Here is a 24,280-nt window from a genome sequence, read left to right on the forward strand (position 1 = left end):
GACTATATTCAGTGAGAACCCCATTTAACTTACTTGCAGCTCTGGAGAGTTCAAAATGGAACACAACCAGATAGGGAAAAAAATTATTTATTTAGCCTTATTGGCTACGATAAGTACCCCCGCTTACGCTTATTTGGACCCAGGCACTGGGAGTATAATTTTTCAAGCTATTATAGCGTCTGTCGTCATGGGGTTTGCCACTATAAGACTCTGGTGGGATAAATTTCTCAGCCTATTCAGTTCGCGTAAAAGTGACAAAGAATCTAATCAAAAAAATACCGAAAGTGAAGAGATCGTAGTAACCGATAAAGAAAATAAAAGCTAAATGGAAGATATCAAAAAAAAGAGGTCTATAGACGCGTTTATTGACTTTGTGACATTTATTAAGCCACAACACCATAGCCATTATGGAAGATATTCTAAGGCAAACTCACTAAAAATTGGTGAATCCTAATATGAGTAACGTTATATTAGGATTGAATACTGTTTACCCGTTTCGCACTAGCAACACCGCTAATGAGAAAGCTTACATTTTAACAAGAAAATAAAAATAACTAAGTCCCTCAACATTGTTAGAGATAGCTCCCTTGAGAAAGTTTAAGTCATGGTTGTTGATGAGAATTGATTATTATGTGGACAGCAAGGAAAGTGTTAGTGAGTTTGGAGGGGGGCTCCATGTTATCACAGTATATTTCGTTGTATTATTCAGGCTTGAATGATGGCTTCAATGTTTGGTTTACCAATGCGCACTTGTTGCGGTGGTCATAAAAAGAACAGCCCTATGTGACTTTGCTGTTCTCTTTATCCAAGGCCAGATTAACTGTTTGTCAGCTCTTTTAGCATGTCTAATGCAACGGCTTCAGCAATACTGATGCCGTCGATACCCGCCGATAAAATCCCGCCAGCATAACCAGCGCCTTCACCTGCAGGGTACAAACCTTTGGTATTAATACTCTGGTAATCTGCACCACGTTTTATTTGCACTGGTGAAGAGGTACGCGTTTCAACGCCGGTTAACATGGCATCTTTACTATCAAACCCACGAATTTTCTTACCGAACGCCGGCAGTGCTTCACGGATTGCATCAATAGCGAATTGTGGTAACGCATCGCTTAAATCGGTCATTTTTACATTAGGCTTATAAGAGGGCACTACGTTTTCAAACGGCTTACCACTACCTGCCGCTAAAAAGTCACCGACCATTTGTGCAGGGGCATCGTAATTGCTGCCACCCATAACATAGGCATTGCGCTCTAATTGACGCTGCAGTGCAATACCTTGCAATGGATCGTTATCAAAATCACTTGGATTAATCCCCACCACAATGGCGCTGTTGGCATTACGTTCGCTACGCGAGTATTGACTCATACCATTGGTAACAACAGCGTGTTCTTCTGACGTTGCTGCCACAACCACACCACCAGGACACATACAAAAGCTGTATACACTGCGACCACTTTTACAATGATGCACTAACTTGTAATCTGCAGCGCCTAACATTGGGTGGCCTGCGTTAGTGCCAAAGCGGTCTTTATCGATCATCTCTTGTTTGTGTTCAATACGGAAACCAATTGAAAATGACTGCGCTTGCATATACACGCCTTTGTCATGCAACATTTGGAACGTATCGCGAGCACTGTGACCAATTGCAGCAATGACATGCTTAGAATGCAATACTTCGCCATTTCTAAGCGTGACACCGGTGACTTGACGATCGCTAACATTGATTTCGTCAACACGAGTCTCAAAACGAACTTCACCGCCTAATCGAATGATTTCTCTGCGCATTTTTTCCACCATAGTGACCAACTTAAAGGTACCTATGTGGGGTTTGCTGACATAAATAATTTCAGCAGGTGCGCCAGCGGCAACAAATTCTTGTTTTACTTTTAAGCCTTTAAAACCAGGATCTTTGACTTGGCTGTATAACTTACCGTCAGAGAACGTGCCTGCGCCACCTTCTCCAAATTGCACATTTGATTCGGTGTTTAGCTCACTGGTACGCCAAAAACGGAAAGTATCTTTAGCACGTTCGTGTACTGACTTACCGCGCTCTAAAATAATCGGCTTAAAGCCCATTTGCGCCAACATAAGTCCGACAAACAAGCCACATGGGCCCATGCCAATCACCAATGGTCGTTCCGTTAATCCTTCTGGCGCACTGGCAACATATTTATAATCGGTATCTGGCGAAACTCGGATGTTATGATCATCCTCAAGCGAGGCCAATAATGCCGTTTCGTCTACATCGGTTAATGTCACATCCAATGTATAAATTAAGGAAATTAAATTCTTTTTTCGGGCATCGTAGCCACGCTTAAACACATGTATGTCAACCAGCTGCTCCGCTGAGATAGAGAGCTTTTGCAATACGGTATCTTGCAGCGCATCTTCATTATGGTCGAGAGGCAATTTTACTTGGTTTAAACGAATCATGATTTACCTAAAAAGAGACTTAAAAAACAGCGCGTAGTTTACGTGATTTAGCACTAAAATGAAATTATCTATTGATGGTGTATGCCATGCAGTCAGTACTAGCTTATCGCTTGAATATAATAAATATTTTCCGATGCTCATCACTTCCCCTTATCTGATCATGTTGAAATAACTAACAAGGCATAACTAAACTGCTCCCCATAGTGAGACACAACGCCCTTGAATCAGCTTAGGTCAAAGTGGTTGAGGCAATCATTTTTATTGATACAGTAGCCCCCTTTATCAAGTCGACCGCCCTTTGTTGTGGTTGGCAAGAAAGAGGGTGGTATATTGACAGCGACTCTGTGCCAATGGGGAATCGTTGCCGCTGAGTATATCGGTTGTGACTATTGTTCTTGTTGTGCTCTTGCTGGTATTTATGGAGAATATAGCGCAACACTATGATTGAGTAAAAGCTAGAGCTTCTGTCAGCAGCTAAGCAGGCAATGTTGTGCCACAAATAAAGCTGAACAAGTAAAGGGGCTATCCTCCTGAAAAGAGTGGTTTGCTTGCTCGCAGCCTTTATGCCTGTGCTTTGGGCGTTAAGGCAAATGATTAAAATCTATATCTAGAGTGACACCTGTGCCGATAGTGCTTTATTTTACCGAACCGTTTTACTTAACCCTATTGAATGAATATTTGGAAGCCTTGTACAAGATATGATCGAGATTGAATATACTATTGCTGAATTAAAAACGTCGATGTTTGTGGTAGAAAATCACCGTTTTTACCTTGTTGCACAGGAGTGGGTTGAGGCTGGCAATCTTAAGATGGCTGACCAAATCTTAGCCTGCAGTGGCGCGGTAGCAGAGATAACGCACATCAATAAAATCGAAGGGTCACACCATTACTGCGATCTGAAAATTAGCCACAACCATCATTATTTTGTGACAACAGGGCGCCCGTTAAGTCGTGACACCCTCTGCGATAGAGCCCCTGTAGATCCGCTTGAACTTGTCTCGTATCAGTTGGCTAATAAGCCATCCAATTTCCCCGATGGTACGCCTACGGGAGATCACAGTGGTCCCTGGGTCGCGGCTAGATATGCAAGCAGTGATGTTATCGGTTGGGGCTGTGCCAGCGACAACATGTGCGCTGAAGATGCAGCCGTCAGTGATTTGAGGCATAAGCTGGACGATGCCATCGGATTACATCGCGGTAATGTCAAAATTTCACATGCTTATATAAGAAAGTACACTCGAAAAGGCCGCTTCGTGAACAAGATGAGTCCCTGCGTTCATTGTCGAGATAATTATGGCAACGCGCTTAATGACAGCACGTTGGGAAAGAGTGATTTAGTTAAAGACGCTCGTGGGTATTTACCTCCAGCGCCCCTCGATTAGTACGGCGGCTTACTTAGTAATGACTGCAAGATATTGTTTGTAAAATTAAAAAATATTGTTCGTGCTACACTGGCCCATCGCTTTTCTGTGATGGTGATTAAAGCCCGCCCCGTCTCTTTCAATGCATCGCTATGTTTTGCTCATTCTCATTCGGTATGAAGAGAATAGGCAAAAGTCAGGCGGTAGGTGTACGGGCAGGTATTAAGACGATTAGCCCAAAAAGGCAATGTAAATCCAGTTTCTAACAATCACGATGAAAAGGCTATTGAGTGAGTATTCTAACGGTTGAACATATCAGTAAAAGCTTCGGTGCCCTGCAAGCGCTAGATGATGTTAGCTTTGAAATTAATCAAGGTGATATCGTCGGCTTTTTAGGAAAGAATGGCGCAGGAAAAACAACCTTGATGCGTATTATTACTTCTTTTCTTGCACCATCCTCAGGCCGAATTTTTATTGATGGCGATAATATTACTAAGCATTCTCTAACGATCAGACAGAAAATTGGCTACCTCCCTGAAACCCCGCCTTTGTACACCAGCATGACCGTGTTGCAATATTTAAAGTTTGCCGCTGAGATAAAAGATGTCCCGTCCAAAAAACAAGCGGTTAAGATTGCTAAAGTGCTAGAAGAGTGTGATTTAGAACAGGTAAAACAAAAAACGATTTCAACATTATCTAAAGGCTATAAGCAAAGGGTAGGGATTGCGCAAGCGATTATTCATGAGCCTAAACTGCTTATTCTAGATGAACCCACAAGTGGCCTAGATCCTATGCAAATTCAGCAAGTATTAGCACTTATAAGCAACCAACGAGAACAAAGAACGGTATTGTTGAGCACGCACACTTTGCCTGAAATGGAAAAAATAGCACAGCGTATTTTGATGATTAAATCAGGTCAACTAGTGGTTGATGAATCCTTGGATACATTGCTTAAAAACGGGATAGGCAGAGATAGAGTGGATACAGGCAATAACAATATATCGGCATCACAAGATTGCCCGTCTAAATCATCGACCTTGGAACAAATTTTTATTGATTATCATCAACAGCCGCAAATGCACAATGGTGGTGATTACTGATGCATAAAGTCCTCGCATTAACCAAAAAAGAGCTGCATGGCTATTTTAGTAGCCCTATTGCTTATCTCGTTCTAATCGCTTCGTTATCTTTGTTTAATATGCTTTTCTTTATGATCATTGATCAAAATAGGGAAGTATCATTACGTGATATTTTTCAAGTGATGGAGTTTATGTTTATTTTCATAATTCCATTACTCACGATGAAGCTATTTGCAGAAGAGAAGTCCAACGGCACGATGGAGTTTTTACTAACATCCCCCCTAACACCGACCATGATAGTGTTAGGTAAGTATTTAAGTATGCTTGTTTTTTACTCGCTATTAATTGCTCTAACAAGCGTTTACTATTTTATTGTTGAATATTATGGTGATCCCGACGTTTACAGTATTTTGTCAGGCTATATTGGTATCTGGTTAGAGGGAGCACTCTTCATTGCCATCGGCTTACTGACCTCTTCATGGACACGCAACCAAATAATTGCCGCAATGACCTCTTACTTAATTCTATTTATACTTTACTTTTCAAGCACCTTTACTAAATATGTCACCGGCTTTGCTGAAACGTTTGTTACCCAGTTTAGTACGCGTACTCACCTCGAAAACTTTGCCATCGGCATGATCACTGCCAGTGATATTATCTATTACTTAGCGGGAATTTTACTTTGCTTAGTACTTACCCGTATAAGTATTGACCATAGGGTGTGGCAATAAATGACGCTTAAAAATAAAATTAGCATGATGCTTAATAAATTATTCCCAGCCTTGGTGGGGATAACCGTGTTTGTCTTCACCGTAGGATTATCGTTATTTTATATTGAAGGCCAATTTGCCCTATTAAGCTTGAGTCTCGCCAGTTTCTTAACGCTCAGTGGCGCAATTTCATTTATTGGCTTGCTGCTTTTAAGCAAGAGTCTAAGAAACACTGACGCTAACTCAACGAAAGTGGCATCCGTTGCCAATCGTGGACGATGGAAAAAAGTCTTCATTATTTTATCTATGGTCATGGGGAGCTTAGCGTTTCTTGGTATCAGTCATTATGCTGCTAACAGCATTCCTATGCGCTGGGATGTGACAAAAGCCAAGCAACACACCTTATCTAAAAACACTGTCGATTTTATCAGTTCGTTAACCCAGAAAGTCGAATTAACCGCATTTTATGTGGGGATGCCGCCAAAATATTTACAGGATCTGTTTAACGAATACGAACGACTATCTGCAGGTCTAATTAGCACGAAAATAATCGACCCGATTGAGAATATTTCTTTTGCGGCTAAATTTGGTAATGTGGTCAGCGGCAAGGAAAGGAAAGTTATCGTACAGTCGGGTGATGTGCGTAAAGATATTGATTTCACTGATGAACCGCTGACGGAAGAAAAACTGACTAATACCATTGCCCGTGCTAGTCGTTCACCAAGGCAAGTTTACTTTCTCAGTGGCCATGGTGAATACTCGATTTCAAATGAAGATAATCTTGGCTTATCCACCTTTAAGCAATTGTTAGCCGATAACAATATGCAAAGTAAACCGCTGATGTTAGGCATCACACAGTCGATCCCTGAGGATTGTGATGTGTTAATTATTGCGGGGCCGCGTACGGAACTCACGCAGCAGGAAGAAACGTTAATCGTTGATTACTTGTCGTCTGGTGGAAATGCATTATTTTTGATTGAGCAAACACTGGTCACCACACCCGATAAGCCACTGACAGCAGAGCAACAACAGCTAAACCCGTCATTAAACGGCATTATCAATCAATGGGGGCTTAACGTTCAGTCAGATGTTGTGGTCGATTTAACCAATCATATTGGTAATGATGTTGGCAGCCCAGCGACCAAGAATTATCAAAAGCACAAAGCCATTACCCAAGGTTTAGATTACACCTTTTACGTTCGGCCGCGTTCTATCCGAGTATTAGAACAGCGTCGCCCCAACATTAAGCTTGCTGCTATCGCTTTGACTACATCGAAAGATCAAAGCTGGGCGGAAACGAATCGACACTTAGATATTCAATTTGATCCGGGTATCGACACTCCAGGCCCTGTGCCCATCTCTTATGTTGTTCTTGAAGAGCATCCCGCTAAGCCTAGCGCGCAGGATAAAGAGCTCAGCAAGCCATCAAACACGCGGATGATTGTTTTCACTGATGCTGACTTTTTAACAAATGTCTATATTAATCAGTATAGTAATGCACAGATGGGGCTTAATGTTGTTAATTGGCTAGCAGAATTAGACTATCAGGTTTTTCTTAGCTCAAAAGCAGTAAAGGTAGAACGGTTAGATTTAACCAGCAAACAAAAACGCCAAGTAGTGGTGATATTATTCTTGTTGCCATTTCTCTTTGGTATTGCAGGCTTGGTTGTTTGGCTAAGGTCTAGAAACAACTAAAAGTATCAGTATCATTAACAGCCCCTAATCTGTTTGATAATTTTATGTCGCTTCCAACATCAACTTGAGTGAGTTGATGTTGGACCTATTTTGACTTGGAGCTGCACTTGAAGTTGGAATGAATTGAGCTAATACGTTATCGATGGCTAATTGATATCTTGTATATCACAAAGCAAATTGGCATAACGTTCCATCGCAATGTTCATTTTCTCTTGCAAGGATTGGCCTTTAGCCAGTAGCGCTTCTCTTGTCATCGAGGGAATGTCATTTTTGAATGCGAGTATGATAGTGTTCCCACCTGCAACTTCAAAACTGAGTCGTCGGTTTTCAAATTCATGCGCGAGTAATTCATCTAACTCTTGTCGTAATTCAAGCCCTGTATGGCAGATATTGAGCACCAGAACACCTTGTTCGTTAAGTGCATTTTTACAATCACGCAAGTAGCTTGATTGTACTTGCTTCGGCTCCATCCCATCTGAGTTGTATAGATCTGAAAAGATAATATCGCTCTTCATCTCGGTGTTTTTCATATAGTTCACCGCGTCGTCTATATGAATTAAAAGACGCTTGGTGTCGGGCAAGTAGAAATATTCTTTGGCCGTCTGCGCCACAGCTTCACGGTATTCAATCGCGTGCACGTTTATCTCGGCAAAACTACTGAGCAAATTCTTTGCCATTGAGCCTGCACCCAGCCCCATAATGGTGGCTATTTTGACGGTGGGGATAAACAATAACCCCGCCATCATGGCCTGAGTGTAGCCAAGTGTTAACCCATTAATGTCTTTGATTTTCATAGAGCTTTGATAGATTTTTCCATCGAAGCTGAGGATGCGGCTGGTTCTTGTTTGATAAACATAAATAGGGCCGTGATCATCCATTGTTGATGAGATACAGGTTCCATTGATATCCATGGTGTTCAATACCTCTTCAATACGCGTATATAACTGATAGAGCATCATAACGGAAAAGCGAGTCAGTAAAAGCGACATGGCCGAATATGGCTAAATGAGATGGCTCTTCAACGTATTACTTACGCCTATATTTCCGAGTTTGATGGGGCTGGGATTTGTGTTCTTTCAATTATCAATTCAGATGTTGGAAGATGGTGCTTTCTAATCCAGTGCTGATGCGACCAGGAGTGTTCATGGAAGTCAGATGTGCTTACGGCAAGTCTCAGTTGCGTCTGCACATGCGCTGACCGTAGGTCATTGGAACTATTATGGGCAGAAGCTAACTCACTTATGCCCAGTTTACCCCACCAAAAGTTATCTGAAGGTGAGTGTAGTGGTTTTGCGTTGTTTAATTAACGTTGAGTTCCGAATGTGGCCAATTACCGTACCTTCCCTGTAGTAGTCTCCAATTTGAAATACATAAATTCAAAACTGCGAAAGGGATACAAAGTTATGTTTAAAGATCTACATAGAAAAGAGCTGCCCCTACTTATCTGCAATGTCTGGGATGTCTCTAGTTCTCTCATTGCCGAACGGAACGGCTTCTCAGCGATTGGAACTTCTAGCGCAGCGATAGCAAAAATGTTAGGAAAAGAAGATGGTGAACATGTTTTATTCGAGGAGTTGTTGTCGATTGTGACTGCGATTTCTAACCTATCTAGTTTGCCTCTAACAGTAGATATTGAATCTGGTTATGGAGATTCTTCAGAAGTAATCGCTGAAAACATAATTGAATTAGCGAAGGTCGGGGTTGTAGGTGTGAACATAGAAGACAGTACCGTTGTTCAAGGTGAAAGGCTATTATGTGATGAAATTGAGTTCGCCAACAAACTAAAATCGGTTAAAGCTATACTAAACCAAATGAATATTACAATGTTTGTTAATGTAAGGAGCGATACTTATTTACTCAATATTGAAGACGCTCTCGAAGTGAGTATAGACAGAATAGCGTTGTACCAACGTGCAGGTGCAGATGGTATTTTCTTGCCATGCCTTAAATTTCCTAATGATATCAGGGCTGTCGTAGCAAGCACTGAACTACCGATTAACGTTATGTGTGTGCCCGACCTTCCGGACTTTGAGATGTTAGAAAGATTAGGTGTAAAACGTATTAGTATGGGTAACTTTTTACATGAAGCGATGCTGGATTCTTTCTCTTCTATGTTATCTTCGATCGTTTCGGAAAAGTCTTTTGGACAATTGTTCAAATAGGATTTGGAATTTGTGTGAGCAATTACATACACGCGTTTAAGGCATCAAAATACTTTCCATTATCTAATCATAGTGCGTTAGAGCTAAAAATCTAACGCATTTATGCCCCAAAATGAGTTTACGCCAGCAATTAGTCCAATACAGCACGAACCTCTTTGCAATATTTTTTCTCATCAGTTGGAAAGAGCTGTTTTTGTGTTTTTATACAGTATTATTGGTTTTGTGTGGATAATCACCAAATTATGCGCAATCAGTTCGCGGTTTGCTATTGAGCTAAAATAAAAAGAAGAGTAAATTCAAGTAACTAAAAACGCGCTTGCTCGGTTTGCAGGAGATACGAGGCAAACAAAGTGTGCATTCTCGTTTTTCCAGAAGGTGTGTTTGGACTAATCGTTGTAAATGATTATAAATTAGACGATTAAGTACATACACTTTGACTGGTCTAACCTGGTAAACGCGCAAGGCGTGTATACAAATGTTAGGTGAATCAAAACTATGGCGATAGAATCTGCTCAATCTTATTTATCTAACCCCAATGAATTTTTAACTCTTGGGATAGCTGCGTATGCTGCAATTATTGCCACATTTGTTTTAGGATGGGATGCATATAAGTGGTTAGCATCGGGAGCTAAAATTGATTTATCAACTTCATCCGAGATGAAAATGATTGGTGGTATGGTCGAAGACCCAAATACATATTTCTCACTTACTGCATATAACGTTGGCGATAGACCTACAACGATTACAAACGTGGGAGGTATGTATTTTGATTCTTGGTGGGGTGCATACATAACACGAAGGAAACCTAAAGAAGCTTTTATTATAACTGAACCATCTCAAGCTCAACGAATTCCATACCGTTTTGATATTGGCGATCAATGGATTGGTATGGCTATACAAACTGAAGATATGGTTGAAAAAGCAAAAAATGGATATTTATTTTTAATTTTGTATACGTCAGGTGGCGGTCGTGGTCATAGGGTTAGAGTTAAAATCCAAGAAGATAACAATAAAGAATAGCTCGGTATCTATTCACCTAACAAGGGTTTTCAAGACGGACAAATTACAGTTGGCTTTTTGTTCGTGCCTCACTTATTTTAGCCAACTGCAGTTTGCCGCTTAAAACGGCGTTATACGAATAGGTGTTCCAAATGGATTTAGTCGCAATAATTAGCACTTCAGCTCTTGTTACTGCTGTAATCAATGTTATTGGCGTTTTTTGGATCAAGGAACGGTTGAAACAGTCAATTAAGCATGAGTACGACCAAGATTTAGCAAAGCTAAAAAGTGAACTTGAATTCGACTTAGACAAACAAAAGAAGCTGTACGAAGGTAAATTATCTATTTATAAGAAATATTATACTTTGATGGACTCTTATACTGCTAAATCTCGTAAAGCACTCTTTGATGGTTTCCAAACTGGAATTATTGATCTTATAAATGATCCATCGGATGGTAATACCGCCGATTACATTCGGAACATGCTTGCACTTCAAGGTGACGTATCAGAGGTATTTCTCACTTTTAAAAATGAAATCAACGGTTTAAGACTTGAGGCTGGAGAAAACCTCCTACATCTATTAGATGAATATGTTGTTTCTTTAGAGATAACTCAAGAAAAGACAGTTGAGTTCCTACAATGGATGAACGCAAATGCAACTAAATTCATTACAGATCCCGAAGAGACTAATAGAATTTCCCAAGAATATATGGCTACAGAATTGAATGGGGAAGGAAAGAAACTTATTGATTTACAAAATAAAATATTTTTAGAAATGCGCAACGAATTAGGTATCGTATAACAAGTTGCTCAAGCAGGACTCGTAACAGTTGGCTCGGTTTCGCTTCGCTTCACATTTTAGCCAACAATTACTCGCCTCTTAGCAAGGCGTTATATGCCTAAGGAAGCCGATGAGTAGTCAGCAATATATTTGCACTAAATTTGATGCGGATTATTCACCTTGTAGTGATTATGACAAACTAGGTATTGCTATTGAAACTATCGGTAAATTTCCCATAAATGGTTTAAGGCATGTCGCTGAAAATGGAACTTGTGGTTGGTATATTTGGTGCGGTGAAGAGTGGAGTGACGATCCTGACTTCTTCAAACCCCTACACGTAAGTCATATAGATAAATACCTACCCGAAGTTCAGCCATACCTCGCGTTGCCACCGGGATATAGATTTTTAGTAGCTGAAAGTTACGAAGATGTTTGGCAAGATTTAGAGTTAATCGACATATAACAAGGCGCTAAAGTAGAACGTAAAACGCATGGTGATCGTTCGTGCCTCACTAATTATAACCATGCATTTTTAGCCTCTTAGCGGGGCGTTATGTAGCTATACAATTATCTCCACCATCATATAAGGAATTATTATGTTTGATAAAAATATAGAGTATACACGAGCTGACATACAAGGATTAGTGGGTGGTGAATTACAAACTTACTTACCACAAAAAGATAAACGTATACTTGCAGGGTGCTTTAACGAAGAGCTAAACCCTGAATGTCCAAATGAAGTACAGGCTGGAAATAAACCACAAGTAAAAATAAAAGCCGAGTTGTTATTAACACAACAAGAAAATGTATTTCCTGTATTTACTAAGCCAGCCATGAACAGTAAGCATTACCGTTATAAAGGTCAATTCCGTTGCATTGGTGGGAGTAATGATCGTGATGTATTAAATATCGCTGAACAGAAATCAGGACGTCATGGGCAACTTACATACGTTTTAACTTTACAGCAAGCTACATAACGAATAAGGATAGGCCGCGCGTAGCCGCGTCCTTATCCCGATTGTTGAACAAGCCCGAGTGATACCTTTATTGTGTAAATATCGGCGTAAGATCTTACGCTTTTTCGATGTGTGCTGAGCAGTAGCATTTTTTACTAGCCGCATCTATCCCTTAGCATCGCCAGCTAATTTCGTTACCTCAACATATCAATGCCTTAGCACCTCCTTATACTTTTCTTGTTCCGCATCTTAAGTGTTAACTTTTTTATCCTTCCGCTTAAACAGTGGCGTTAGGTGTCGTTGGTTTTTGCCTAAGAAAGCTTGTCAGTCGTGCGTGCACTCCCATAAATGTCATCGGCTGCTGGCAGCAGGGACAAGGTCGTATAGCTTTGGTTTTGGTAGCTTTTTCGAACGGCGCAAACATCGTTCCCGCAACCGCTAGCATGAGCTGTATTTGCAGTCTTAGTTTTCGGCAACTTCCTTGCAGTAATCCATAGTCTCTCACTCGACGTAATCCCTTCGGTAGCACATGCTGAAGCACTAACCATAGGAACTCCACCGTAGGTAAAGTGCGTATTTCAGTGGCTTTGGTTTGGCTATTTTGATACTCGAAGGACACTTGATCTTCGGTTGCACTAATGATGCTTTTGTCAGACAAAACGCCGCGATAGAGGTATCTCGACAGGTACTTTAGCGCAGGTAGCCCTTTGCCAACATGCTGGCAGTCGACAACCCACTGTTTCGGGATGGCTGCTGGCAGCTTGATGTTGAGCTTGTCTGTCAATTGCTCAAGCAAGCGTGCTCGCCATACTTTGGCGAGGTTAAAACTGTTAAACAGGTACTTGCCTTTGTTCTTGTGCCACTGTTGTTTGGCTTTGTTGAAACTCCCCGCGGGAATGATGAAGTGAATATGAGGATGGTAGTCGCGTCGCCGATTATGGGTATGTAGCACGCCCGTAAAACCGATGTCACCACCGAGTTTTTTTGCGTTTTTAGCAAATTCCTTGAGCACGCTAGCAGCGACGGTGAACATGGCTTGATAGACAAGTTCAGGCTGATGTTTGGCGGTAACTCTAAGCTCATAAGGCAGAGTGAAAGTGACCATGTAATACTCCACGGGCAACAGTTTAGCCTGCTGTTTTGCCAGCCAGTCGCTCGTGGTGTTGTGCTGACATTGCGGGCAACTGCGATGACCACAAGACAACGGAAAGTCAGCATGATGAGGGCAACTCTGACACGCCCACTGACTCGTTCTCTCAGTATTGGTGCGACAACTGAGCATGGCGAAAATAGCTTGCCGCATCGAGGTTGTGATTTGTTGATCAAAAGCCTGATTAAAGGTATCAAGATGGTCGCGTAAAATATCGATGAACTTCATACGTCGCACTCCCACTTCAAGATTAAATCATCAGCAAGTTTGTTAATTGCCTCAGCGGTATTTTTACGGGTGATGTGGGTCAGTTTGGTGTAACGAGCGGTGGTGTTGAGGCTGTTATGACCGAGCAGGCTTTGCACTGAGCGCAGGTCTAGTCCTTGCTCTAGCAGATGGGTTGCGTAGCTATGTCGCAGATTATGCGGACTGATGGATTTATGAATATTGCACTCAGCAATGACTCGTTTTAAGGCTTTCTGAATGCCGCCTTTATCTATCATCGAATCCGGTTTACCGTCTTTACCAGGAAACATCAGGCGTGGATGGCGATGAGTTTGCCAGTAATATCGCAGCGCTAATAAGGTGCGTTGTGGTAGAGGAACCAATCTATCCTTACCGCCTTTAGCATTGCGAATATGCACCTGCATCATCTGTGAATCCACATCACCTATTTGCAATGAAATGGCCTCGCCGAGGCGCAACCCCATACTGTATAGGGTCAGAAAGCAGACCTGATATCGCAACTTATGTGTGAGACTTATAACGATGGCAACTTCAGTTGGGGTTAGGATATCGGGCAGTCGGTTGACCTGTGGAGGCTTAACGATGTTGAGCCACTCCCAGTGTTGGTTGAGCACATGGCGATAGAAAAACTGTAAGCCGTTACGGTCAAGCTTAACGGTGCTCCACGAGTGTGATGCTATCAGTTGAGCAAAGTAACGCTTTAAATCATCGGTGGTAAGGTTGTCGGGACAACGGTCAAAGAAGGCGGCAATACGCCGTACTGCACGGCTATATGCATCGATGGTGGCGGGTCGCTTGCCTTGTAGGGTTAAGTTGGTAAGATGTTGTTCATAAAGAGAATCAAAGCGGTGTTGTTCGAATGTGTCCATGATAATACTCCTAGTAGTAAAGACCTAACAGGGTCTGTACTAATAAGTATTTAGGATGGGAGATAGAGAGGGCTTTTATCTTTTCTGCCGCAGAGCGGCTTCGTTCAACAAGACCTTCAAACGGACAAAAAACAGCTGGCTTTTGCACGTTCCTCGCTAATTTTAGCCAGCTATTTTATTGCCGCTTAAGGTGGCGTTAGCTGTACTGGAGTACACGTAAATGAACGAAGTTTTTAAAAATCCTCTTTTCTATATTCTGATATTAAATATTATAGGTTTTATATGGGGTATTAGATCATGGAAGAACAATGTTCGTGAAAGGTGGATGGATAATTTGAGGGGGCTGGCGCAGAGTTGATAGGTGCTGCAGAGTTAATATATGCAGAAGCATCAAGTGATGTTCAAAGACTTGCCCCTAAAACCATGTCAAATTTTATAACGAAAGAGCATAAATTACTCTTTTTATTTGCCCATGATGAGTCTGAAAAAAATATATTTACAGAAAAATCTGAAAGCCTTAGAAAGGCCGCGGAATCGACCAATACTAAGAATTACAGGGATGAACTAAATAGCTTCTCTAAAGTAATTAATGATCGAGTTCTTAAAGAATGGAATGTAATTAAATAAGCACAGCTAACAAGTTGCTTAAACGGAATAAAAACAGCTGGCCATCGCTTCGCGATTATAGCCAACCATTTTTTATCCGCTTAGCTAAGCGTTAAATGCCAGAACCAATTTATCCAGTTAGCCTCGAGAAGAAAATGAATCAAAAGCAATCAGACAAAATTAAACGTTTATATAAAGAACTATCTGAAGAGCAACGTTGGGATAGAGCTGAAAAAGCAGCAAAACACTTATTAACGGCTGTAGCCTTTAGAGTGACATCAAGAGTTAGCTTTGAAAAAACTAATAGCGCCTTACTTCCTCCTATTGGTTATTACTACTCTATTTTCCATATGTCAGTTGCTTTATGTTGGCTTCATCCTGAAATTGAAGAGATTAAGCTTAAAAAGCTAAAGCACAGCACACTGCAAGGATTGATAACAACTTATTTTATTACCCCTAATTTGTTATCTGAATATTACTCATCATTAATGCAAGGTTTAAAAGAAGAACGAGAGTATTTAAACTACACATTTGGTGAGTTTAAATGCGATTTTTTTGAAGAAGTTGAAAAGAATGAAAAATATGTTGGCGATGCATTTAAGTTGAGTATTGAATTAATCGATGAAATTTGTGAGCTTTTGAGCCCACAGTTTAATATTAGATCGAGAATTAGCACTTACATAGCTGATAGTAAGGGTGATGATTTCATTCAAACTTATTTATCAAACGATGAACAAGACCTAGTTATGGACTATCTTGTTCAAGTAAATTACTCAAACTAGGCATTTAACAAGGCAATTAAACGGAACTAAAACAGTGAGTTAGGTTTCGCTTCGCTAAACATTATAACCCACAGTTTTAGTCCGCTTATTGCGGCGTTAGCCCTACAGTTGAATGGAGTTAGTAATGCCTTTAGAAAAATTACAAGTTCAGTTAAACGAATCTAAAAACCAAATGAAAAAATACGTCGACACTTTAAAGTTTGGTAAACAAAGCTTTTATGAAGATTTCCTAACTAGAACAGATATTTCTGTCCCAGGTATTTATAAAATAGAAATTAGAGCATCATCATTCACTCAACAAAAAGACAGTTGGAAGATAGATTTTGTTAAACACTGGGATATGTATAAAGGCAAAGGATGTCGTACCCCTAGTAGTAAAAAAATTCGCTTTCAGAGGCATAATGATATTTTAGCAGGTGAATGGGTTCCATTGTATATTGGACGTAGTCTTGACGTTAGATCTAGACTTGACTTGCATAAAAATACTCCTTTTAAGGAGGCTTATCAGGCACTTAAGTTAATAGATCGAGGGATTTATGAATCTGAAAATTTCAGAGTATCTTTTTTCGAGTTACCGAAAATGAATTATGAATTTATTTCATTGTATGTAGAAGATGCTTTTAGAGAGCAAATAAATCCGATTGTCGGTATTAAGGGCTAACAAGGCACTTAAACGGAATTAAAACAGTTGGTTCCGTTCGTTCCTCACAAATTATAACCAACTGTTTTAATCCGCTTAGTGCGGCGTTAGAATTTTAAAGAGATAGTATGGACGACAGTAAATTAATATACATAAATGATTGCTACGAAGATGGTGATTCTTTTGTGGTTCGCTATGAAGATGTCACTAGGGAAGTGGTAGACAATATTCTCAATGTTGAGGATGTTGAGGATGTTGAGGATGTTGAGGATATTGAGGAGCTAGAAGCTCGAATACCATTGAGCCGAATGTACGCAAGTCCGAAAGTGTATGTAGATAGGTTTATGCTCTTCGAAGAACAGTTCGACATTAGTCAGAATGGCTTCCTAAATGCTGTTAAAGGTGGCAATGATCCTCGTGCTCGGTCATTGAGGAGTTCTCTTCAGTACCTTAATCAAAAAAATAAGGCAAACTTGCTTGAATTATCTGAAGAAAACAACGCAAATACTGGTTTAGGAAAAGATTGGTATGTGTGTATATTCAACGTTGGAAATGGTGAAAGTAACCTTTTAGTCGCTCCCGATGGAAAGCTATATCTTTTTGACGGAGGACGTTTAAATCAGGATGTTTGTTCAAAGATAAAAAAAGCTATAAATTATTTTGAAAACCAGAATATAAATGTCTCCAAAGAAATTAGCGGTTTTTTCATATCTCATTGTGATGGAGACCATTTTAGAGGTGTGATTGAGGCTATTGATAAGATAGATACAACTCAAGATTGTTTCTTGTACTACAACTATCTATCTTCATTTTCTAAACCGTCTTGGGTTAATGGTCTAGCTAGAATCGATAATCTAGCATGTGATGGTAAAATATCAAAATATGTTCTAATCCCAGAAAAGAGTAACTTAAGAGACATGTCTTGTTTAATACCGTCATTACGCATTACTTGGATGTGGCCTTATAATGATTACCGAACTCAGTGTGTAACAAATAATATAAGTAGCAATGACTCTAGCCATTGTTTATATATTTCTGGTGAAGATGGAAAGTACTCTGTTAACTTCTTTGGTGATGCGGAAAATGTTGCAGGAAGTAACATTGATTTTGATGCAGCTAAGTTAGATGAAGAATTTTTATTTAAGCCATCACATCATGGTAGAAATTCGGGAAATATTAACATTGGAGGTTATCCATCTATAGATATGCATCACCATTTTGATCAATGTTCAAAAGTGAAATTTTTCGTATCATCAACTAATAATAACAAGCACTTGTCGCCAATAGCCAGTAAAAATTCACTCACAGAATCAGCTCAAACAGCTATGATTTTTAAGTTCTCTAGCTCTGGTTTGTCGAAAACTGCAATATAAAATTCTAACGAATAAGGATAGGCCGCGCGTAGCCGCGTCCTTATCCCGATTGTTGAACAAGCCCGAGTGATACCTTTATTGTGTAAATATCGGCGTAAGATCTTACGCTTTTTCGATGTGTGCTGAGCAGTAGCATTTTTTACTAGCCGCATCTATCCCTTAGCATCGCCAGCTAATTTCGTTACCTCAACATATCAATGCCTTAGCACCTCCTTATACTTTTCTTGTTCCGCATCTTAAGTGTTAACTTTTTTATCCTTCCGCTTAAACAGTGGCGTTAGGTGTCGTTGGTTTTTGCCTAAGAAAGCTTGTCAGTCGTGCGTGCACTCCCATAAATGTCATCGGCTGCTGGCAGCAGGGACAAGGTCGTATAGCTTTGGTTTTGGTAGCTTTTTCGAACGGCGCAAACATCGTTCCCGCAACCGCTAGCATGAGCTGTATTTGCAGTCTTAGTTTTCGGCAACTTCCTTGCAGTAATCCATAGTCTCTCACTCGACGTAATCCCTTCGGTAGCACATGCTGAAGCACTAACCATAGGAACTCCACCGTAGGTAAAGTGCGTATTTCAGTGGCTTTGGTTTGGCTATTTTGATACTCGAAGGACACTTGATCTTCGGTTGCACTAATGATGCTTTTGTCAGACAAAACGCCGCGATAGAGGTATCTCGACAGGTACTTTAGCGCAGGTAGCCCTTTGCCAACATGCTGGCAGTCGACAACCCACTGTTTCGGGATGGCTGCTGGCAGCTTGATGTTGAGCTTGTCTGTCAATTGCTCAAGCAAGCGTGCTCGCCATACTTTGGCGAGGTTAAAACTGTTAAACAGGTACTTGCCTTTGTTCTTGTGCCACTGTTGTTTGGCTTTGTTGAAACTCCCCGCGGGAATGATGAAGTGAATATGAGGATGGTAGTCGCGTCGCCGATTATGGGTATGTAGCACGCCCGTAAAACCGATGTCACCACCGAGTTTTTTTGCGTTTTTAGCAAATTCCTTGAGCACGCTAGCAGCGACGGTGAACATGGCTTGATAGACAAGTTCAGGCTGATGTTTGGCGGTAACTCTAAGCTCATAAGGCAGAGTGAAAGTGACCATGTAATACTCCACGGGCAACAGTTTAGCCTGCTGTTTTGCCAGCCAGTCGCTCGTGGTGTTGTGCTGACATTGCGGGCAACTGCGATGACCACAAGACAACGGAAAGTCAGCATGATGAGGGCAACTCTGACACGCCCACTGACTCGTTCTCTCAGTATTGGTGCGACAACTGAGCATGGCGAAAATAGCTTGCCGCATCGAGGTTGTGATTTGTTGATCAAAAGCCTGATTAAAGGTATCAAGATGGTCGCGTAAAATATCGATGAACTTCATACGTCGCACTCCCACTTCAAGATTAAATCATCAGCAAGTTTGTTAATTGCCTCAGCGGTATTTTTACGGGTGATGTGGGTCAGTTTGGTGTAACGAGCGGTGGTGTTGAGGCTGTTATGACCGAGCAGGCTTTGCACTGAGCGCAGGTCTAGTCCTTGCTCTAGCAGATGGGTTGCGTAGCTATGTCGCAGATTATGCGGACTGATGGATTTATGAATATTGCACTCAGCAATGACTCGTTTTAAGGCTTTCTGAATGCCGCCTTTATCTATCATCGAATCCGGTTTACCGTCTTTACCAGGAAACATCAGGCGTGGATGGCGATGAGTTTGCCAGTAATATCGCAGCGCTAATAAGGTGCGTTGTGGTAGAGGAACCAATCTATCCTTACCGCCTTTAGCATTGCGAATATGCACCTGCATCATCTGTGAATCCACATCACCTATTTGCAATGAAATGGCCTCGCCGAGGCGCAACCCCATACTGTATAGGGTCAGAAAGCAGACCTGATATCGCAACTTATGTGTGAGACTTATAACGATGGCAACTTCAGTTGGGGTTAGGATATCGGGCAGTCGGTTGACCTGTGGAGGCTTAACGATGTTGAGCCACTCCCAGTGTTGGTTGAGCACATGGCGATAGAAAAACTGTAAGCCGTTACGGTCAAGCTTAACGGTGCTCCACGAGTGTGATGCTATCAGTTGAGCAAAGTAACGCTTTAAATCATCGGTGGTAAGGTTGTCGGGACAACGGTCAAAGAAGGCGGCAATACGCCGTACTGCACGGCTATATGCATCGATGGTGGCGGGTCGCTTGCCTTGTAGGGTTAAGTTGGTAAGATGTTGTTCATAAAGAGAATCAAAGCGGTGTTGTTCGAATGTGTCCATGATAATACTCCTAGTAGTAAAGACCTAACAGGGTCTGTACTAATAAGTATTTAGGATGGGAGATAGAGAGGGCTTTTATCTTTTCTGCCGCAGAGCGGCTTCGTTCAACAAGAAATTTAAGAGTGATTCACAACGCTTGGCGCCTTCATTTCAAGTCAGTTTGGTGTTTATGGCACAATGGTTTGGGTAAGGTGGTAGCGTTGTTCACACCTTAATTTGGCGTTAGATTAATTCGGAGATTATATGTTCGCGTATATAAAATATCGAAAAGAGCTACATTTTTTAAAAAAGAGACTTGCTAAACTTGAACAAGGGTATGTTGAAGTTGAAAAAAGTTATGATGGTAAAGATGATCAAGGGCACCTTTCTCATTTAGCTTCACAGCAACACGATTTAGATATGTGGATTGAATATAGAAAAACATCATATTTCAAAAATAAAGCTGATTCTTTGCTTATCCCTATGCCAAGTGAAACAGATACATCAATGTACACTAATCATGATTTTGGTGATAAAAGTGGGGATGTGAAAATATTAACTTTAAATGGCATTCATTATTTGAGTACAAAAATAAGAGAAGAACAAAAAGCAACTCGTGAGGTTATAGCTTTCTACTTTACTATATTTACAGGGTTAATTGGTGCAACAATTGGTCTTGTCTCTGTACTTAAAACATAAATCTAACAAGGCGCTTAAAACGGAACTAAAACAGTAGGTTAAACTTAACTTCGCTACTAATTACAACCCACAATTTTAGTCTGCTTAGCGCGGCGATAAATTGCTTTCGATGGAAGAAGTACTTATGAACAGCATCCCTGTTTACGAAGATAAAGTGATAGCTGTTCTTAATGATATGCGCAGTGAAGGTGTTACTGAGGCTAGTACTATAAATATTCTAGAGCTATATCAAGGTGGCTTTCACAGCAATAAAGGAATACCAGCTAGTATTTCTTTTAATGCTAATTTTGGAAAGTGGCTACAAAGAAACTCATCAGTGTTAGAAATTAAAGAGCAAGATGCTAATCAAGCTGCGGTTGATAACAATGGCCGTAAAACTACTTGTTCAATATGGGCAATTTAACAAGAACTTTAAACGGAACATAAACAGTTGGCTATGTTCCGTTTAAGTGGGCGTTACCCAATACTTTCCCTAATGGCAAAAGTCATTTTCAGAGCTTTAGCACTAACTCGCTTTTGTCCAATTTTGAGTTGTCTAGATTGCGATAGACTCACTTATAGCAAAGTGTGGTCAGTGCCCTGTCAATTTTACAGATGATTTATTTGAAGCGAAAAAGCCAATAAAACTTCGAGTGAATTATTGAACTAAAACTACAAGTTAGATTAAAGTATCACAACTTAAGGTCAGAGTTAGGTGATTTCGAACACAATCATCGAGTACGCCATTTAGGGAAGAAGTCATTCAATCATATGTGCCTATCAATCTCTCTATAAAAGTTTACTTTGCCCCCACTTGTTTATGTGTGAGAGGATTTAATGGGGAAATTAATAGACGTACCTTATTTTCAGCAACCTAAGAACTCTGCAAAATGTGGTGCAGCGTGTGCAGTTATGCTCATTAAACATTATTTAGGGAAAAAATCTGACATTGATGACGTTTGGAAGAATGTTTCAGCAATTAGTCCAGAATTACATCGTGAGTATTGTAGAACTTATAGAATAGGAGCTTACCTTTCTAAGGTTGGACTTCGTTCTTGTACTGTTAGGTACTCTTCATTACAGCCGTTTCTGTTATTCTGTAATGAAAAAGGAATAGCACCAATTATCAATCATAAGTCTTTTGAAGATCGTATTGCTGGACATTTTTCAGTAGTTAAAAACATTTCTAACAATCTTGTTATTATTAATGATCCTGAAAACAAAAAAAGAAAGAGTGTACCTCTTTCTGAGCTTGAATTAATGGGATCTAAAAGTGGAGAGAATGATGAGGTTGGTGGTAATACCGCCATTCTACCAATATCAACTTTTGATTTTGAATCAAGGCCTTGCCCATCATGTGGTGAGGACATCGATATTTCATTCACTAAATTAGCAAATAGAAATAATAGACTTGTTATTGAAGACTTATGTCAAACTTGTGACCGCTTCAGTTCATCTCAATAACACATGACGCGATAAAGTGTCGCGCTATTGAGCATACGTTTCCTAATGAAACCTCACGAGCTAGATTCGAATCTCTAAAACGTTTCTGTCCAGAAATGAGCTAGACGCTACTCTAAACTCGCTGGCAGATCATCTGCTGTGGAACGTGCAAGCTTCTGAAAAAGGGATTTTTCAGCAGAGCCTACATGGAGGTATTCACGGCGGCTTGCAAAGGAACATAGTGGATGAGCTGCTTTCCATCATAAGTAGATGTTTTAGGTAATGGCACTAGAACCCGGCCCAGAAGCCTTGCCGGGATGACTCCCAATTATTCCCAAGTTGTTCTGCTAAGCTATCTCATCTCTGTCCAGATATGAATTGAAGAGCCGCTGCTTAGTGGTATTTAGGTGCTCGAACAGCAGCCTGATCCAATGTGCCGATATTCAATTCTGCTCGAAACAAAAAACGCAGCTAATGAGCTGCGTTTTTTATTGCTGAGATCCTGTAAAGCACCGCTGCAATCTACTTTACTTAAAGACAAAATTACTAAATAAACAAGCCACCTAGTAAACAAATCACTAAGTTACCTCATAAAATGTCTAGAAGCTCATTTCAGGCACGTGCTCTGGCACAACGAGCTTACCTGCTGTTTTAGAGACGATCTCTTCAACCGATACCCCTGGAGCGCGTTCAAGCAGATGGAAAGCGCCGTCTTTTATTTCCATAAAGGCCAAATCCGTCAGTACCCGTTTGATACAGCCAAAACCGGTGAGTGGCAGTTCGCATTTAGGGAGCAGCTTAGAGTTACCTTTTTTATCAGCGTGCATCATGGTGACGATGATATTGTCAGCGCCTGCGACTAAATCCATCGCGCCGCCCATGCCTTTAATCAACTTACCTGGGATCATCCAAGAGGCGATAGAGCCTTGCTCGTCGACTTCAAATGCACCCAGTACCGTTAAATCAACATGGCCGCCGCGGATCATAGCGAAGCTCTCTGCGGATGAGAAGAATGAGGCGCCATCAACAGCGGTTACCGTTTGCTTACCGGCATTGATTAAGTCGGCATCTATGGTGTCTTCGGTTGGGAATTCGCCCATACCGAGTAAACCATTTTCAGATTGCAGCATCACCTCTATTCCTTCAGGAATGTAGTTGGCGACTAATGTTGGAATGCCTATGCCTAGATTGACGTAAAATCCGTCTTGGAGTTCTTTTGCTACACGTTGCGCGAGTTGCTCTCTTGATAATGCCATAGTGTAGCCTCCTTATCTTTTAGCGTCAGTGACGGCTTTAACGGTACGTTGCTCGATACGTTTCTCGAACGTGCCTTGGATAATACGGTTTACATAGATCCCAGGGGTATGAACATGGTCTGGATCGAGTTCACCAGGCTCAACAATGTGCTCCGCTTCTACCACGGTAATTTTACCGGCCGTAGCCATCATTGGATTAAAGTTGGCGGCAGTTTTACGAAACACCAAGTTACCCATAGTATCGGCTTTCCATGCGCGAACTAAGGCAAAGTCGGCTTTAAGTGCAGGCTCTAATACATAGTGACGACCGTCTATTTCGCGGGTTTCTTTACCTTCAGCGACGGGCGTACCGTATCCTGTAGCGGTAAAAAACGCGGGAATACCGGCACCGCCAGCTCGAATTTTTTCTGCGAGAGTGCCTTGAGGCGTTAAGATCACGTTCAGTTCTCCCGAGAGCATTTGCTGCTCAAAGGTGGCATTTTCGCCAACGTAAGAGGCGATCATGGTATCAATTTGGCGACTCTTCAATAGCAGCCCTAGACCAAAGTCATCGACGCCTGCGTTGTTAGAGATAGCCGTTAGGCCTGTTACGCCCATTTTTACCATCTCGGCGATTAAGCCTTCGGGAATACCGCATAAGCCAAATCCACCGACCATGACGGTCATGTCATTACTGAGGCCTTTTAATGCCTCTTCATAACTACCGACAACCTTGTTTAGTCCTGCCATTGTTATAATCTCCTTATTAAAAGAGCCACTTTTAAAACTTGTAGGGTAGGCGGCTCTCTAAAAACTAATTCTTTAAAATCTAGTTCTTTAAAATATG

Annotated in this window: 25 protein-coding genes; 17 read left to right on the plus strand and 8 right to left on the minus strand. The window is 41.0% G+C overall.

Translation table 11 applies throughout. The features are described from left to right. Positions 1–55: 55 nt before the first annotated feature. Entirely contained in the window at positions 56–325 is a 270-nt protein-coding gene (locus tag CXF83_RS08425) for a hypothetical protein (RefSeq protein ID WP_101092839.1), read from the plus strand. 491 nt (positions 326–816) lie between these two features. Here the strand turns inward: CXF83_RS08425 and CXF83_RS08430 are convergent, their stop codons facing one another. After that, complete coding sequence (locus tag CXF83_RS08430; protein ID WP_101092841.1) at positions 817–2,436, minus strand: NAD(P)/FAD-dependent oxidoreductase; 1,620 nt, start codon at positions 2,434–2,436, stop codon at positions 817–819. 698 nt (positions 2,437–3,134) lie between these two features. Here CXF83_RS08430 and CXF83_RS08435 point away from each other — a divergent pair. From CXF83_RS08435 to CXF83_RS08450, 4 genes are all read left to right on the plus strand, one after another. Continuing rightward, on the plus strand, positions 3,135–3,818 hold the full coding sequence (locus CXF83_RS08435) for a hypothetical protein (RefSeq protein WP_101092843.1): 684 nt from the start codon (positions 3,135–3,137) through the stop codon (positions 3,816–3,818). Positions 3,819–4,087: 269 nt separating this feature from the next. After that, on the plus strand, positions 4,088–4,897 hold the full coding sequence (locus tag CXF83_RS08440) for an ABC transporter ATP-binding protein (protein ID WP_232775077.1): 810 nt from the start codon (positions 4,088–4,090) through the stop codon (positions 4,895–4,897). Further along, complete coding sequence (locus tag CXF83_RS08445; RefSeq protein ID WP_101092845.1) at positions 4,897–5,607, plus strand: ABC transporter permease; 711 nt, start codon at positions 4,897–4,899, stop codon at positions 5,605–5,607. The genes CXF83_RS08440 and CXF83_RS08445 overlap by 1 nt, the downstream gene beginning before the upstream one ends. Further along, the gene (locus CXF83_RS08450; RefSeq protein WP_232775078.1) at positions 5,608–7,281 is read left to right on the plus strand and encodes a GldG family protein; all 1,674 of its coding nucleotides are present in this window, start codon (positions 5,608–5,610) and stop codon (positions 7,279–7,281) included. A gap of 146 nt (positions 7,282–7,427) precedes the next feature. Here CXF83_RS08450 and CXF83_RS08455 read toward each other — a convergent pair whose 3' ends face one another. Further along, positions 7,428–8,192: a spermidine synthase gene (locus CXF83_RS08455; protein WP_101092893.1), complete on the minus strand. Its 765-nt coding sequence runs from the start codon at positions 8,190–8,192 to the stop codon at positions 7,428–7,430. Positions 8,193–8,684: 492 nt separating this feature from the next. On the opposite strand from CXF83_RS08455, the gene CXF83_RS08460 reads away from it, so the two are divergent. The 5 genes from CXF83_RS08460 to CXF83_RS08480 all read left to right on the plus strand — a co-directional run bounded on the left by CXF83_RS08460 (position 8,685) and on the right by CXF83_RS08480 (position 12,201). Then, positions 8,685–9,443 (plus strand): isocitrate lyase/PEP mutase family protein, encoded by a 759-nt coding sequence (locus CXF83_RS08460; protein ID WP_101092847.1) that lies wholly within the window; start codon positions 8,685–8,687, stop codon positions 9,441–9,443. A gap of 495 nt (positions 9,444–9,938) precedes the next feature. Continuing rightward, positions 9,939–10,463, plus strand: coding sequence for a hypothetical protein (locus tag CXF83_RS08465; protein WP_101092849.1), 525 nt, complete (start codon positions 9,939–9,941; stop codon positions 10,461–10,463). Positions 10,464–10,594: 131 nt separating this feature from the next. Further along, positions 10,595–11,245 (plus strand): hypothetical protein, encoded by a 651-nt coding sequence (locus tag CXF83_RS22815; RefSeq protein ID WP_232775079.1) that lies wholly within the window; start codon positions 10,595–10,597, stop codon positions 11,243–11,245. A gap of 109 nt (positions 11,246–11,354) precedes the next feature. Then, the gene (locus tag CXF83_RS08475) at positions 11,355–11,687 is read left to right on the plus strand and encodes an immunity protein Imm33 domain-containing protein (RefSeq protein ID WP_101092851.1); all 333 of its coding nucleotides are present in this window, start codon (positions 11,355–11,357) and stop codon (positions 11,685–11,687) included. A gap of 133 nt (positions 11,688–11,820) precedes the next feature. Continuing rightward, positions 11,821–12,201 carry a hypothetical protein gene (locus tag CXF83_RS08480; protein ID WP_101092853.1) on the plus strand — a complete coding sequence of 127 codons (381 nt, stop codon included), beginning with the start codon at positions 11,821–11,823 and terminating at the stop codon, positions 12,199–12,201. A 256-nt stretch (positions 12,202–12,457) separates the two neighbouring features. On the opposite strand, the gene CXF83_RS08485 is transcribed toward CXF83_RS08480, so the two are convergent. Together CXF83_RS08485 and CXF83_RS08490 are read right to left on the minus strand one after the other, a co-directional pair. Continuing rightward, complete coding sequence (locus tag CXF83_RS08485) at positions 12,458–13,558, minus strand: IS91 family transposase (protein WP_101089235.1); 1,101 nt, start codon at positions 13,556–13,558, stop codon at positions 12,458–12,460. Continuing rightward, positions 13,555–14,445 (minus strand): tyrosine-type recombinase/integrase, encoded by an 891-nt coding sequence (locus CXF83_RS08490; RefSeq protein WP_101097995.1) that lies wholly within the window; start codon positions 14,443–14,445, stop codon positions 13,555–13,557. The genes CXF83_RS08485 and CXF83_RS08490 overlap by 4 nt, the downstream gene beginning before the upstream one ends. A 354-nt stretch (positions 14,446–14,799) precedes the next feature. On the opposite strand from CXF83_RS08490, the gene CXF83_RS08495 reads away from it, so the two are divergent. From CXF83_RS08495 to CXF83_RS08510, 4 genes are all read left to right on the plus strand, one after another. Further along, on the plus strand, positions 14,800–15,072 hold the full coding sequence (locus CXF83_RS08495) for a hypothetical protein (RefSeq protein ID WP_101089233.1): 273 nt from the start codon (positions 14,800–14,802) through the stop codon (positions 15,070–15,072). A gap of 95 nt (positions 15,073–15,167) precedes the next feature. Beyond that, positions 15,168–15,833, plus strand: coding sequence for a hypothetical protein (locus tag CXF83_RS08500; RefSeq protein WP_101089232.1), 666 nt, complete (start codon positions 15,168–15,170; stop codon positions 15,831–15,833). 124 nt (positions 15,834–15,957) lie between these two features. Beyond that, positions 15,958–16,494 carry a hypothetical protein gene (locus CXF83_RS08505; protein WP_101089231.1) on the plus strand — a complete coding sequence of 179 codons (537 nt, stop codon included), beginning with the start codon at positions 15,958–15,960 and terminating at the stop codon, positions 16,492–16,494. 107 nt (positions 16,495–16,601) lie between these two features. Continuing rightward, positions 16,602–17,846: a hypothetical protein gene (locus CXF83_RS08510; RefSeq protein ID WP_101089230.1), complete on the plus strand. Its 1,245-nt coding sequence runs from the start codon at positions 16,602–16,604 to the stop codon at positions 17,844–17,846. Positions 17,847–18,110: 264 nt separating this feature from the next. Here the strand turns inward: CXF83_RS08510 and CXF83_RS08515 are convergent, their stop codons facing one another. Further along, on the minus strand, positions 18,111–19,211 hold the full coding sequence (locus CXF83_RS08515; protein WP_101089235.1) for an IS91 family transposase: 1,101 nt from the start codon (positions 19,209–19,211) through the stop codon (positions 18,111–18,113). After that, complete coding sequence (locus CXF83_RS08520; RefSeq protein ID WP_101097995.1) at positions 19,208–20,098, minus strand: tyrosine-type recombinase/integrase; 891 nt, start codon at positions 20,096–20,098, stop codon at positions 19,208–19,210. Before CXF83_RS08520 ends, CXF83_RS08515 begins: the two co-directional genes overlap by 4 nt. A gap of 243 nt (positions 20,099–20,341) precedes the next feature. Between CXF83_RS08520 and CXF83_RS08525 the strand changes: the two genes are divergently transcribed. The 3 genes from CXF83_RS08525 (at position 20,342) to CXF83_RS08535 (ending at position 22,219) form a co-directional block, all read left to right on the plus strand. After that, the gene (locus CXF83_RS08525) at positions 20,342–20,776 is read left to right on the plus strand and encodes a hypothetical protein (RefSeq protein ID WP_101089237.1); all 435 of its coding nucleotides are present in this window, start codon (positions 20,342–20,344) and stop codon (positions 20,774–20,776) included. 124 nt (positions 20,777–20,900) lie between these two features. Continuing rightward, positions 20,901–21,179, plus strand: coding sequence for a hypothetical protein (locus tag CXF83_RS08530; RefSeq protein WP_101089238.1), 279 nt, complete (start codon positions 20,901–20,903; stop codon positions 21,177–21,179). Positions 21,180–21,592: 413 nt separating this feature from the next. Next, positions 21,593–22,219 (plus strand): cysteine peptidase family C39 domain-containing protein, encoded by a 627-nt coding sequence (locus CXF83_RS08535; protein WP_101089239.1) that lies wholly within the window; start codon positions 21,593–21,595, stop codon positions 22,217–22,219. 578 nt (positions 22,220–22,797) lie between these two features. On the opposite strand, the gene CXF83_RS08540 is transcribed toward CXF83_RS08535, so the two are convergent. Next, positions 22,798–23,454 carry a 3-oxoacid CoA-transferase subunit B gene (locus tag CXF83_RS08540; protein ID WP_101092309.1) on the minus strand — a complete coding sequence of 219 codons (657 nt, stop codon included), beginning with the start codon at positions 23,452–23,454 and terminating at the stop codon, positions 22,798–22,800. A 12-nt stretch (positions 23,455–23,466) separates the two neighbouring features. Beyond that, on the minus strand, positions 23,467–24,183 hold the full coding sequence (locus tag CXF83_RS08545; protein ID WP_101092308.1) for a CoA transferase subunit A: 717 nt from the start codon (positions 24,181–24,183) through the stop codon (positions 23,467–23,469). Positions 24,184–24,280: the final 97 nt, after the last annotated feature.

This window comes from Shewanella sp. Choline-02u-19, assembly GCF_002836205.1.
Taxonomy (GTDB): domain Bacteria; phylum Pseudomonadota; class Gammaproteobacteria; order Enterobacterales; family Shewanellaceae; genus Shewanella.

Coding starts and splice junctions, on each gene's coding strand:
- CXF83_RS08450 (WP_232775078.1), top strand. CDS start 5,608: ATGACGCTTAAAAATAAAATTAGCATGATGCTTAATAAATTATTCCCA.
- CXF83_RS08515 (WP_101089235.1), bottom strand. CDS start 19,211: ATGAAGTTCATCGATATTTTACGCGACCATCTTGATACCTTTAATCAG.
- CXF83_RS08445 (WP_101092845.1), top strand. CDS start 4,897: ATGCATAAAGTCCTCGCATTAACCAAAAAAGAGCTGCATGGCTATTTT.
- CXF83_RS08480 (WP_101092853.1), top strand. CDS start 11,821: ATGTTTGATAAAAATATAGAGTATACACGAGCTGACATACAAGGATTA.
- CXF83_RS08535 (WP_101089239.1), top strand. CDS start 21,593: ATGGGGAAATTAATAGACGTACCTTATTTTCAGCAACCTAAGAACTCT.
- CXF83_RS08540 (WP_101092309.1), bottom strand. CDS start 23,454: ATGGCATTATCAAGAGAGCAACTCGCGCAACGTGTAGCAAAAGAACTC.
- CXF83_RS08545 (WP_101092308.1), bottom strand. CDS start 24,183: ATGGCAGGACTAAACAAGGTTGTCGGTAGTTATGAAGAGGCATTAAAA.
- CXF83_RS08475 (WP_101092851.1), top strand. CDS start 11,355: ATGAGTAGTCAGCAATATATTTGCACTAAATTTGATGCGGATTATTCA.
- CXF83_RS08500 (WP_101089232.1), top strand. CDS start 15,168: ATGCCAGAACCAATTTATCCAGTTAGCCTCGAGAAGAAAATGAATCAA.
- CXF83_RS08485 (WP_101089235.1), bottom strand. CDS start 13,558: ATGAAGTTCATCGATATTTTACGCGACCATCTTGATACCTTTAATCAG.
- CXF83_RS08460 (WP_101092847.1), top strand. CDS start 8,685: ATGTTTAAAGATCTACATAGAAAAGAGCTGCCCCTACTTATCTGCAAT.
- CXF83_RS08430 (WP_101092841.1), bottom strand. CDS start 2,436: ATGATTCGTTTAAACCAAGTAAAATTGCCTCTCGACCATAATGAAGAT.
- CXF83_RS08435 (WP_101092843.1), top strand. CDS start 3,135: ATGATCGAGATTGAATATACTATTGCTGAATTAAAAACGTCGATGTTT.
- CXF83_RS08520 (WP_101097995.1), bottom strand. CDS start 20,098: ATGGACACATTCGAACAACACCGCTTTGATTCTCTTTATGAACAACAT.
- CXF83_RS08425 (WP_101092839.1), top strand. CDS start 56: ATGGAACACAACCAGATAGGGAAAAAAATTATTTATTTAGCCTTATTG.
- CXF83_RS08490 (WP_101097995.1), bottom strand. CDS start 14,445: ATGGACACATTCGAACAACACCGCTTTGATTCTCTTTATGAACAACAT.
- CXF83_RS08525 (WP_101089237.1), top strand. CDS start 20,342: ATGTTCGCGTATATAAAATATCGAAAAGAGCTACATTTTTTAAAAAAG.
- CXF83_RS08530 (WP_101089238.1), top strand. CDS start 20,901: ATGAACAGCATCCCTGTTTACGAAGATAAAGTGATAGCTGTTCTTAAT.
- CXF83_RS08455 (WP_101092893.1), bottom strand. CDS start 8,192: ATGGATATCAATGGAACCTGTATCTCATCAACAATGGATGATCACGGC.
- CXF83_RS08465 (WP_101092849.1), top strand. CDS start 9,939: ATGGCGATAGAATCTGCTCAATCTTATTTATCTAACCCCAATGAATTT.
- CXF83_RS08505 (WP_101089231.1), top strand. CDS start 15,958: ATGCCTTTAGAAAAATTACAAGTTCAGTTAAACGAATCTAAAAACCAA.
- CXF83_RS08510 (WP_101089230.1), top strand. CDS start 16,602: ATGGACGACAGTAAATTAATATACATAAATGATTGCTACGAAGATGGT.
- CXF83_RS22815 (WP_232775079.1), top strand. CDS start 10,595: ATGGATTTAGTCGCAATAATTAGCACTTCAGCTCTTGTTACTGCTGTA.